Origin of the sequence: Pseudomonas neuropathica (assembly GCF_015461835.1) — a bacterium.
Taxonomy (GTDB): domain Bacteria; phylum Pseudomonadota; class Gammaproteobacteria; order Pseudomonadales; family Pseudomonadaceae; genus Aquipseudomonas; species Aquipseudomonas neuropathica.
This window is the reverse complement of record NZ_JACOPX010000002.1, coordinates 300688-312194: the sequence shown is the minus strand read 5'-3', so window position 1 is coordinate 312194 and position 11507 is coordinate 300688. Positions and strand designations below refer to the sequence as shown.

The 11507-nt window shown below is 58.8% G+C and carries 10 protein-coding genes; 5 read left to right on the top strand and 5 right to left on the bottom strand.

Annotated elements, in window-relative coordinates:
* Nucleotides 1-82: 82 nt before the first annotated feature.
* Together H8F23_RS03490 and H8F23_RS03485 are read left to right on the top strand one after the other, a co-directional pair.
* On the top strand, nucleotides 83-763 hold the full coding sequence (locus H8F23_RS03490) for a Fe2+-dependent dioxygenase (protein ID WP_194933427.1): 681 nt from the start codon (nucleotides 83-85) through the stop codon (nucleotides 761-763).
* Nucleotides 760-1512, top strand: coding sequence for a tetratricopeptide repeat protein (locus H8F23_RS03485; protein WP_194933426.1), 753 nt, complete (start codon nucleotides 760-762; stop codon nucleotides 1510-1512). Before H8F23_RS03490 ends, H8F23_RS03485 begins: the two co-directional genes overlap by 4 nt.
* A gap of 251 nt (nucleotides 1513-1763) precedes the next feature.
* Here the strand turns inward: H8F23_RS03485 and H8F23_RS03480 are convergent, their stop codons facing one another.
* From H8F23_RS03480 to H8F23_RS03460, 5 genes are all read right to left on the bottom strand, one after another.
* Complete coding sequence (locus H8F23_RS03480) at nucleotides 1764-2927, bottom strand: type III PLP-dependent enzyme (protein ID WP_007915304.1); 1164 nt, start codon at nucleotides 2925-2927, stop codon at nucleotides 1764-1766.
* 641 nt (nucleotides 2928-3568) lie between these two features.
* Nucleotides 3569-4726 (bottom strand): osmoprotectant ABC transporter ATP-binding protein OsmV, encoded by a 1158-nt coding sequence (locus tag H8F23_RS03475; protein ID WP_016986352.1) that lies wholly within the window; start codon nucleotides 4724-4726, stop codon nucleotides 3569-3571.
* A complete protein-coding gene (locus tag H8F23_RS03470) occupies nucleotides 4723-5376 on the bottom strand; it encodes an ABC transporter permease (protein ID WP_007915307.1) in 654 nt (217 codons plus the stop codon). Before H8F23_RS03470 ends, H8F23_RS03475 begins: the two co-directional genes overlap by 4 nt.
* Nucleotides 5377-5388: 12 nt before the next feature.
* Nucleotides 5389-6282, bottom strand: coding sequence for a glycine betaine ABC transporter substrate-binding protein (locus H8F23_RS03465; protein ID WP_038357501.1), 894 nt, complete (start codon nucleotides 6280-6282; stop codon nucleotides 5389-5391).
* A 20-nt stretch (nucleotides 6283-6302) separates the two neighbouring features.
* Nucleotides 6303-6992: an ABC transporter permease gene (locus H8F23_RS03460; protein ID WP_169844036.1), complete on the bottom strand. Its 690-nt coding sequence runs from the start codon at nucleotides 6990-6992 to the stop codon at nucleotides 6303-6305.
* A 449-nt stretch (nucleotides 6993-7441) separates the two neighbouring features.
* On the opposite strand from H8F23_RS03460, the gene H8F23_RS03455 reads away from it, so the two are divergent.
* From H8F23_RS03455 to H8F23_RS03445, 3 genes are all read left to right on the top strand, one after another.
* Entirely contained in the window at nucleotides 7442-9025 is a 1584-nt protein-coding gene (locus H8F23_RS03455; RefSeq protein ID WP_007915312.1) for a peptide chain release factor 3, read from the top strand.
* An 845-nt stretch (nucleotides 9026-9870) separates the two neighbouring features.
* Nucleotides 9871-11070 carry an MFS transporter gene (locus H8F23_RS03450; RefSeq protein ID WP_194933425.1) on the top strand — a complete coding sequence of 400 codons (1200 nt, stop codon included), beginning with the start codon at nucleotides 9871-9873 and terminating at the stop codon, nucleotides 11068-11070.
* Nucleotides 11071-11230: 160 nt separating this feature from the next.
* Nucleotides 11231-11494, top strand: coding sequence for a hypothetical protein (locus H8F23_RS03445; RefSeq protein ID WP_007917627.1), 264 nt, complete (start codon nucleotides 11231-11233; stop codon nucleotides 11492-11494).
* Nucleotides 11495-11507: the final 13 nt, after the last annotated feature.

Below are 11507 nucleotides of genomic sequence, written 5' to 3'. Positions count from 1 at the left end.
CCAGTTCGTTCGTCTCCCGGGTTTTACACAGTCAATAAGAATCAATACCATTGCCGCCTCTTTGCCATCAGGTGACATCGCCATGCTGCTGCACATCCCCGGACTGTTCACGAAAGACGAAGTGCAGCGTATCCGTGAGGCGCTGGAGCAGGCCGATTGGGCTGATGGCAAGATCACCGCCGGCTTTCAGTCGGCCAAGGCAAAGCACAATTTGCAGCTGCCCGAAGGCCATCCGCTGGCCAAGGAAATCGGCGCAGCGATGCTGGAACGTTTGTGGAAAAATCCACTGTTCATGTCCGCCGCGTTGCCGCACAAAGTCTTCCCGCCGTTAGTGAACTGTTACACGGCCGGCGGCAGTTTCGATTTCCACATTGACAACGCCGTGCGTCAACCCAAGGGCAGCATCGAGCGGGTGCGCACCGATGTGTCGGCGACGCTGTTTTTCAGCGAGCCGGAGGATTACGACGGCGGCGAGCTGGAAATCCAGGACACCTTCGGCACGCAACAGGTGAAGTTGCCGGCCGGCGACATGGTTTTGTACCCCGGCACCAGTCTGCACAAGGTCAATGCGGTCACGCGGGGTGCTCGCTATGCATCGTTCTTCTGGACGCAAAGCCTGGTGCGCGAAGACAGCCAGCGGGCGCTGCTGTTCGAGATGGACGGGGCGATTCAGCAACTGACTCAAGACCTGCCAGATCATCCATCGCTGATCCGCCTCACCGGTACGTATCACAACTTGCTGCGGCGCTGGGTCGAGGTATGACTTTTCAAATACGTCGCGAGGAAATCCTCAGCGGCGAACAACTCAGCGTCATGCTCGGCGAAAGCCCTGCCCGTGCCGCGCAAGCGATTTTGCTCGCGGCGGGTCAGGGCGAGGTTGAAGCGCAGGCGCTGCTAGGCCAGATCCTGCTGGATGGCCAAGGCATCGCCCAGGATCAAGCGCTGGCGCTGCGCTGGTTTGGCATCGCCGCCGGGCGTGGGCATTTGATGGCGCGCAATATGCTCGGGCGTTGTCATGAGCATGGTTGGGGTTGCGCGGCGGATGCGGCGATTGCCGCGCAGCATTACCGGATTGCAGCGGAGGCCGGGCTGGATTGGGCGATGTACAACCTGGCCAATCTGTTGGCGACCGGGCGTGGGGTGGCGGTGGATCATCGGCAGGCGCTGGCGCTGTATCAGCGCGCAGCTGAATTGGGCCATGCGAAATCAATGAATCTGCTGGGGCGGTATCTGGAAGAAGGGCAGGTGTGCCCGGCGGATCCTGCTGCGGCGCGCGATTGGTATCGGCGTTCGGCTGAGGGAGGGGATTTTCGCGGGCAGTTCAGTTTTGCTGCAGTTTTAGCGGATGAGGGGCGGATTGATGAGGCGGTCGATTGGCTTGAGAAAGCTTTGGTCGGCGGCAATCTGAATTTCTTGCGGGTGGCGAGTCAGGCGTTGGCGAGTGCTGTTGATCTGAGGATTCAGGCGTTGGCTGAGCGGTATGCGCTTCGGTGCCAAGAGCCCTCACCCTAACCCTCTCCCAGAGGGAGAGGGGACTGACCGAGTTGGATGTTCCGGATACTCCGACCTGAGATATCCGGTCGAACTCAGCTTTTGAAAGGCCCCCGATCTGCTCCCTTTCCCCCTCGCCCCCTTGGGGGAGAGGGCTGGGGTGAGGGGGATAGATCGAAAGCACACCACATCTCAAAGCCAGACACAAAAAAGCCCATGACACGTCATGGGCTTTTCACTTGCAGCCAGCAGCTTGAAACTCGCAGCTGCTCTTACACGTAAAACGACTTCAACGGCGGGAAGCCATTGAACTCTACCGCGCTGTAACTGGTGGTGTACGCCCCGGTCGACAGCCAGTACAGACGATCACCGATCGCCAGGTTCAACGGCAGACCGTACTTGTAGTTCTCGTACATGATGTCGGCGCTGTCACAAGTCGGGCCGGCGATGACGACTTCTTCCATCTCGCCTTTCTTCTCGGTCCAGATCGGGAACTTGATCGCTTCGTCCATGGTTTCGATCAGGCCGGAGAACTTGCCCACATCGGTATACACCCAACGCTCGACGGCGGTGCGCGACTTGCGTGCAACCAGTACCACTTCGCTGACCAGAATACCGGCGTTGGCGATCAACGAACGGCCCGGCTCAAGAATGATTTCCGGCAGATCATCACCGAAGTCTTCTTTCAGGAAGCGGATGATTTCTTCGGCGTAGGTTTCCAGGCTGTTGGTGCGGGTGATGTAGTTGGCCGGGAAGCCACCGCCCATGTTGATCAGCTTCAGGTGGATGCCGTCTTCTTCCTTCAGACGTTCGAAGATCACTTTGACCTTGGCGATCGCTGCGTCCCAGACGCTGATGTCGCGTTGCTGCGAGCCGACGTGGAACGAGATGCCGTAAGGCACCAGACCGAGGTCGCGAGCGAGAATCAGCAGGTCCATGGCCATGTCGGTCTGGCAGCCGAATTTGCGCGACAGTGGCCAGTCAGCCGTGGTCGAGCCTTCGGTGAGGATGCGCACATAGACTTTCGAACCCGGTGCAGCCTTGGCGATGTTGCGCAGGTCAGCTTCGGAGTCGGTGGAAAACAGTCGCACGCCCTTCTCGTAGAAGTAGCGGATGTCCTTGGATTTCTTGATGGTGTTGCCGTAGCTGATACGGTCCGGGCTGACGCCACGATCCATTACCTTGTCCAGCTCGTAGATCGAGGCGATGTCGAAGCTCGAACCTTTTTCTTTGAGCAGGTCGATGATCTCGACGGCCGGGTTGGCCTTGACCGCGTAGTAGACCTTGGCGAATTCGAAACCGGCGCGCAGGTCATCGTAGGCCTGGGCGATCATCGCGGTGTCGATCACCACGAACGGGGTTTCCTGTTTGTCGGCGAACGCCTTCATTTTGTCGAATGTAGCGCGCGCGAAATAGTCTTCGACCTGGATCGACATGCTGGGAGCTCCTACTGGCAAACTGAAATTAACAATGGGTGCAAATGAACGTCCTCCGTATCCCCACTTTGGTTCGCCTACTTCCCAAGGCATGTCGCCGAAAGCAAAAAGGCCATGGGATGTGCAGCTATTCCCTTGGCCTTGCTGTCTCGTCGTCAGTACTTGAGCCGGATGGATCGTTTCCAGCATGGACGTTCGGCGCGAACTTTAGGGCGTGAGGGGCGTGAGATCAACTAAAAATGTCGCGTTTTTGCACGCTTCTGACGTGCGTCGCGTTCATCACTCTTTGTAGCCGACCGAGATGACGGGCAGATGTTCCCCGGGAATTTTCCAGTGTTAAAAATACCTGCACGTTCGCGGATTATGTCGGCGAAGTCGTGGGTAAGTGTGATGGGCGCAACATCGGCGACGTTGGCGGCGAGAGAGGGGTATGAGAGGGATTTTGGCTGTTTCGCAGGTCGCTTTAGACAGGCTGCGGGCTTATTCGGTGTTGAGATTCTTTTCCGCCTGATGAGTGAAGAAAAAATCACCCGGATCCTGTGGGAGCGAGCTTGCTCGCGAATGCATTTTCCCAGTCGACATCGTTGTTGACTGATATTCCGCTTTCGCGAGCAAGCTCGCTCCCACAGGTTGTGTATTTTTTAGGCGACTACGGCTTCAGCCGGCGAGACGATACTGGTCTTCATCCCGCGCGAACGTCCCGAGCTCAGATAGGCCGCAATCGACTCCTGCGTCACCTCGCCGAGGAACACCCGCTCGGCGTCCATCACCGGTAACCATGCGCGATTGAACTCGTACATCCGCGACAGCAGGATGCGCAAATGCTCGTCGTACGCGGCGGTGGCGTTGAACTCACGCAGGAACTGCGCGCACGTGCCGGTCTGGCGGTGCAGATCGCGACGACGCACATAGCCCAGTGCCTTGTTCTCGGCACAGGTGACCACCACGTAACGACGGTCATGCTCGTCCATCAATTCCAGTGCATCGGCCACCGGCGTTTCCGGGCTCACCGACGGCGCGTTGTCCGCCGCATCTTCTGCCTTCACCAACAACAGACGCTTGAGCGTGCTGTCCTGGCCAACGAAGCTGCTCACGAAGTCATCCGCCGGGTGCGCCAGCAGCGTGTCCGGGTGATCGATCTGCAGCAGTTTGCCGGCGCGGAAGATCGCAATCTTGTCGCCGAGTTTGATCGCTTCATCGATGTCGTGGCTGACCATGATCACGGTCTTGTTCAGCGCGCGCTGCATCTCGAAGAACTCGTTCTGGATCATCTCGCGGTTGATCGGGTCGACCGCACCGAACGGCTCGTCCATCAGCAGCAGCGGCGCATCCGCCGCCAGTGCGCGGATCACGCCGATGCGCTGTTGCTGGCCACCGGACAATTCACGCGGGTAGCGATGCAAATACTGCTTGGGCTCCAGCTTGATCATGCTCATCAACTCGCGGGCGCGGTCGTGGCATTTCTGTTTGTCCCAGCCGAGCAGTTTCGGCACGACCACGATGTTCTCTTCGATGGTCATGTTGGGGAACAGGCCGATCTGCTGGATCACGTAGCCGATGTTGCGACGCAGGGTTACTTCGTCGAGATCGGTGGTGTCTTCGCCGTTGATGAGGATTTTGCCCGAGGTCGGTTTGATCAGGCGATTGATCATCTTCAGCGTGGTGCTTTTGCCGCAGCCCGATGGCCCGAGGAACACACAGATTTCGCCTTCATTGACGGTCAGGCTTACCGAGTCCACGGCTTTGACGTCTTTGCCGTTGCTTTGGAAAGTTTTGCTGAGGTTTTGAAGTTCGATCATTTGAGTAATCCTTTTGGAGTCAAAGAGCGTTGCAGCCACTGCAAAAACAGGTCGGCGAAGATCGCCAGAAGACTGACCAGCAGTGCGCCGACGATCAGCATCGACATATCACTGCGGCTGATGGAAGCGAGGATCAACACACCGAGGCCACCGGCGCCGATGGTCGCGGCGATGGTCATCACGCCGATGTTCATCACCACGGCGGTGCGCACACCAGCGAGGATCACCGGCACGGCGATCGGCAACTCGACCATGCGCAGGCGCTGGCCGAAGGTCATGCCGATGCCGCGTGCGGCTTCACGGATGCCCGGTTCGACGCCAGTCAGGGCGAGGTAGGTGTTACGCATGATCGGCAGCAATGAATAGAGAAATACTGCGGTGATCGCCGGCATCGGCCCGAGGCCCTGACCGAACTTGGAGTAGAACGGCAACAGCAGGCCGAACAGGGCAATCGACGGCACGGTCAGCAGCACCGTGGCGCTGGCCTGCAACGGCCCGGCAAGGGTCGGAAAGCGGGTCATCAGAATGCCCAGCGGCACGCCAACGACAATTGCCAGGGTCACGGCAATGCCGACCAAAGTGATGTGCTGCCAGGTCAGGTGCATCACCTGCTGCCAGTCGAGGTGGGAAAAGGCGTTCAGAAATTCCATGACTTTTCCTCCTTAGTTGAGTGGGTGCTGGCGCAGGAAATCGGCGGCCACTTTCGATGGGCTTTCGTGATCGACGTCGACCCGCGCGTTGAGCTGGCGCATGGTTTCGTCGTCGAACAGTTCGGCCAGTGGTTTGAGTTGCTCGGCCAATTGCGGGTGCGCGTCGAGGTAGGCCTGACGCACCACCGGCGCGGCGGTGTAGTCGGGGAAGTAGTGCTTGTCGTCTTCCAGCAGTTTCAGGCCGAAGGCGTTGAGGCGACCGTCGGTGGTGTAGACCAGACCGGCAAACACCTGACCGTTGCGCAATGCCGTGTAAACCAGCCCGGCATCCATCTGGCGGATGTTCTTGCGGGTCAGGTTCATGCCGTAGAGATCGACCATGCCGATCAGACCGTCGGAGCGGTTGGCAAACTCGGTGTCCAGCGCCACCAGATGATTGGTCTTGGCCTCGGCGCGCAGCACTTCGTTCAACTGGCTGATGTTGTTGATCTGCGGATACTCCTCGGCGACTTTCTTCGGCAAGGCGAGAGCGTAGGTGTTGCTGAATTTCGACGGCGTCAGCCAGACCAGGCCTTTTTTCGCGTCGAGTTCTTTCACCCGGGCGTAGGACTGGGCGCTGTCGAGTTTTTCGGTGACATGGTTGTAGGCCACCAGCGACACGCCGGTGTATTCCCAGAGCATGTCCAGTTGTCCGCTTTCGTGGGCGCTGCGGGCGAGGTTGCTGCCCAGACCGCCGGTAATCTGCGCGTCGTAACCTTTGCTGCGCAGGTATTGCGCGGTGATTTCGGCGAGCAGAGTCTGCTCAGTGAAGACTCGGGCGCCGAGGCGGATAACCGGTTTTTCAGCGGCTTGGGCGACACCTGCGAACAGCAGGATACAGCCCAGAATCAAGCTCAATCGTTTCATAGGTATTCCTTCACATAGCCTTAAGACGGGCGCAAACCGCGTTCCAGCCAGAGACGGCTGGCGAGGGTGACGACGCCATCGAGCAGCAAGGCCAGCAGCGCGGTGCACGCGGCGCCGAGCAGCAGTTGCGGCTGATTGTTCAGGGCGATGCCAGGGAAGATCAGGCTGCCGAGGCTGTTAGCGCCGATCAGGAACGCCAACGGCGCGGTGCCGACGTTGATCGCCAACGCCACGCGCACACCTCCGACGATGATCGGCACGGCGTTGGGCAATTCGACTTTCCACAGCACCTGGCGCGGGGTCATGCCGATGCCGACGGCCGCTTCTTTCAGCGAGCCCTGCACATTTTTCAGGCCTTCGTAGGTGTTGCGCACAATCGGCAACAAGGAAGCGAGGAACAAAGCGAAGATCGCCGGGCCACTGCCGATGCCGAGGACACCCAGGGCGATCGCAAGCACGGCCAGCGGCGGCACGGTGTTACCGATATTGAAGATTTGCATGAAGCGTTCAGCACGGCCGACCATGGTCGGGCGACTGAGGAAGATGCCGGCGGGGATGCCCACGACAAGGGCGGCCAGCATTGAAGCGAGGACGAGAATCAGATGAGCTTGCAGGTAAAACAACAAATCGTCGCGGTAGTGTTCGATCGTGTTGATGCCGATCCAGTGGACCAGCAGGGCCAGGAGTGCGATCACCACCGCACCTCCCATCAGCCCTTTGCCATAGCGGATAGCCACAGGCGGACTCCTTTTTTTGTAGTCGGCGAACGCTCTCCCGTGTGGCATGCCGTACATGGCTGCCGGGAATAAACGTTCGCGAGAAGCAGCTCCCTCAGCACCGGCAAAAAGCGGTCTGAAAGCGAGCCATGAGCGCAGCCTCGTCAGGCTAACTTGCTGATTTTTCAGCCCCTGACGAAAATTCGTAACAGGGGATGGACGTCTCCGAGCGCTGAAAGGTTCCCACATAAGATGCCATCTGGCCACCTGTAGGAGCTGCCGAAGGCTGCGATCTTTTGACTTTGTTCTAGCGCAACAGAGCAAAAGATCGCAGCCTGCGGCAGCTCCTACAGGGTTTTGCGGGCCCGAGGGACGGTGGTTCGGCGGTTACTTTTTAAGCTATACTCGCCGCCCTTTTTTGAATCACCGCCAGGCGATTTCCCATGACCAACCAGGCCGCCGAAGTCGCGAAACGCCGCACTTTCGCCATTATTTCCCACCCCGATGCCGGTAAAACCACGATCACCGAAAAGCTCCTGTTGATGGGCAAGGCGATTGCAGTGGCCGGTACGGTGAAATCCCGTAAATCCGATCGCCATGCGACATCCGACTGGATGGAGATGGAGAAACAACGGGGTATTTCCATTACCACGTCGGTCATGCAGTTCCCGTATCGCGAACACATGATCAACCTGCTCGACACCCCGGGCCACGAAGACTTCTCCGAAGACACCTACCGCACCCTGACCGCGGTGGACTCGGCATTGATGGTCCTCGACGGCGGTAAAGGTGTCGAGCCACGGACGATTGCGCTGATGGACGTCTGCCGTCTGCGTGACACGCCGATCGTCAGCTTCATCAACAAACTCGACCGTGACATCCGCGACCCGATCGAACTGCTCGACGAAATCGAAGCCGTTCTGAAGATCAAAGCGGCGCCGATCACCTGGCCGATCGGTTGCTACCGTGACTTCAAGGGCGTGTACCACCTGGCTGACGACTACATCATTGTCTACACCGCCGGTCACGGTCACGAACGCACCGAAACCAAGATCATCGAGAAGCTCGATTCCGACGAAGCCCGCGCGCATCTGGGCGACGAGTACGAGCGGTTCATCGAGCAGCTGGAACTGGTGCAGGGCGCCTGCCACGAATTCAACCAGCAGGAATTCCTCGACGGTCAGCTGACCCCGGTGTTCTTCGGTACGGCTTTGGGCAACTTTGGTGTTGACCACGTACTCGACGCCGTCGTTGATTGGGCGCCGCGTCCATTGGCCCGTGTCGCCAACGAGCGCACCGTCGAGCCGGTCGAAGAAAAGTTCTCGGGCTTCATCTTCAAGATCCAGGCGAACATGGACCCGAAACACCGCGACCGCATCGCCTTCATGCGCATTTGCTCCGGCAAGTACGAGAAAGGCATGAAGATGCGCCACGTGCGCACTGGCAAGGACGTGCGCATCGGCGACGCCCTGACGTTCTTCTCTTCCGAGCGGGAGCAGCTTGAAGAAGCCTTTGCCGGCGACATCATCGGTTTGCACAACCACGGCACGATCCAGATTGGCGACACCTTCAGTGAAGGTGAAACCCTGGGCTTTACCGGCATTCCGCACTTTGCGCCGGAGCTGTTCCGTCGTGTGCGTCTGCGTGATCCGCTGAAGTCCAAGCAGTTGCGTCAGGGGCTGCAGCAACTGGCTGAAGAGGGCGCGACGCAGGTGTTTTTCCCTGAACGCAGCAACGACATCATTCTGGGCGCCGTGGGTGTGCTGCAGTTCGATGTGGTCGCCAGTCGTTTGAAGGAGGAATACAAGGTTGAGTGCTCTTACGAGCCGATCACTGTGTATTCCGCGCGCTGGATTGAATGCAGCGACAAGAAGAAGCTTGAGGAGTTTTCCAACAAGGCTGTGGAGAACCTGGCGGTCGACGGCGGTGGTCACCTGACTTACCTTGCGCCGACTCGGGTTAACCTGGCGTTGATGGAAGAGCGTTGGCCGGATGTGAAATTCCGTGCGACGCGTGAGCATCACTAAGCTTTTAGTTGGTTTGTTCGAAGCCCCCTAGGTGTATGCCTAGGGGGCTTTTTTTGTTTGGTTGGTTTTGGGGGTATATCCGTTTCTGCGGGTGTTGCTGATTACGGTTTCGCCCTTACGGCGACTCACTTTTTTGACAAACGCCTCAAAAAAGTAAGCAAAAAAACGCTTGCTCCTACGTGCGGCCCGCTCGCTGGGGCTCGGGGTTCCTTCGCTCCGGGATCGATCCGGGCGCAGCGCCTACGGTTTGCTTCGCTGCACCTCCTCTCGCTGTGTTTGGCTTCGCCAAACGGTCGCTGCGCTCCCACCCCCGGATCAATCCCTCCACTCAGCCTGCCGACGTCGCCCGTGGATCAAGATCAAGAGCAGGCGAGCTGACACTCGGCCTATTGAGTGGTGAAGAGCGCGGGTGTTTGGCTTTTGATTTGCGTTGTTGCTGCCCCTCACCCCAGCCCTCTCCCGGAGGGAGAGGGGGCCGATGGCGGACCTCTCAAAAATTGCGTTCAACTCGGTATTTCACGTCGGCGTATCTCTTGCAATCACCGCAATCAGTCCCCTCTCCCTCTGGGAGAGGGCTAGGGTGAGGGGCTTTTGATCTGATTCAGCATCTGAGTTCAACTCGGTATTTCACTTCGGTGTAGCTCATCCAAACACCTCGATCAGTCCCCTCTCCCTTTGGGAGAGGGCTAGGGTGAGGGGCTTTTGATCTTCGGCACGGTTTTATCGCGCGCAATAGCTGTAGGCCGTCTCGGTTTTTTGTGATCTCGAAGTACTTGAACGCGACAACCCGCGTGCTGACCGTTAGTGTTTCAGCTCCACCCAAGTCGCTTTGAGAGGTCAATGGAATGACGAGTCGACTGACTCACCTGCTACGCCTCGGCGGCTATTTCAGCGTGATGGCCTGGGTGCTCGCGGCGCTGTTGTTCATCAATCGCTTGAGCAGCATGGTCAAGCTGTTCATGGCCTTGTACCTGCGTCAGGAGCTGGGGCTGGCGATCGAGACCGTCGGCTGGCTGTTGTCGGCGTACGGTGCGGGTTTGCTGGTCGGTTCGATGCTCGGTGGCTGGCTCAGTGATCATGTGCGCACGGCGCGGCTGACGGCGGCGCTGTTCTTTGTTTCGGTGTGGGTGCTGATCCTGCTGGGACTGGTGACGCAGGTGCCGTTGCTGGCGGCTTTGCTGTTGCTCAGCGGAACCATCGATGGGGCTATTCGCACGCTGCATCAGCGGCTGATCATGGAATATTGCGAGGTGACGCAGCGCTCGCGTGCGCAGGCGTTGAGTCGGGTTGCGCGCAACCTTGGGATGGCCGCCGCAGGTGTGGCGGGCGGGGTGTTGGCGCAGACCGATTTTCGCTGGGTGTTTTTCGGCAGCGCGGCGATGACGTTGCTGGCCTTGCTGTGGTTTGTCCGCACCACGTGGCAGCGGCCGGTGTTGATCATTGATGAGTCCTCCGAGACTGCTGCCGGTGGATCGGGTGTGCCGTATCTCGACAAACCATTCCTGTGGTTGCTGGCGGCGACCGCCGTGCTCGGCATCGCGTTCGACACGGTCTACAGCACCCTGGGCAATTATCTGCGTGATTACTATCAGTTGAGCACCGAGGCGATCGGTTGGCAGTTCGGCCTCAATGCGTTGTTGGTGATCGCTCTGCAGATTCCGCTGTCGCATTGGGGCGAGCGATGGGGCATGCGTCGACAAATGCTGCTCGGCAGTGCGTTACTGGCCTGCGGGCTGGGCATGTTGCCGTTCGGTTCCGGGCTGGCTTTCGTCTGTCTGTCGACGGTGATCTGGACGTTGGGCGAGGCGTTGTTCATGCCGCCGCTGAATGTGCTGGCGATGCAGTTTGCCCAGAGTGGCAAAAGCGGTCAGTACTTCGGCCTGTTCTTTATGAGCTGGAGCGCCAGTGCGCTGTTGTCACCGGTACTCAGTGGCCAGTTGTACGGTCATTTCGGCGGCCACAGTGTGTGGCTGGCGAGTGCGCTGATGGTGTTGATTTCCATGCCGTTGACTTGGCAGGCCACGCGATCACGCGGTGGCGCTTAGCTGTTGCGGCTATGAGCATTATTCGAAAACTGTCTTTCCATGAGCGGCATTTCTGCCTGCCCGTTGGCGTCCTATCTGGTGAACCCGATGGATCGGAACTAGATTTCACACAGCGCCAGTCAGGCACGAATGTCTCACCTGAAAATGGATGGAGTCGGCTATGAAAAGCAGGTTGCTACGGGTTTTATTACTGTTGAAAGTGATGGTCATGCTGTCCCTCGGCACCGCGACGGCCTGGGCCGAGTGCGAGGATCATGATTCCCAGGCGTTCAACGGACAGGTGGGGCATAGCGGTTTGATGCTCGCCAAGTCCGAGTCAGAGCCAGGCGATCAGGGGCAGGGTGGCAGCGCCGATGACGACGACTCGACCACCGATGAGCCGGACTCTGATGATCCGGACGACGAAGGCGATAGCCAAACGTAAATCGCAGGCAAAA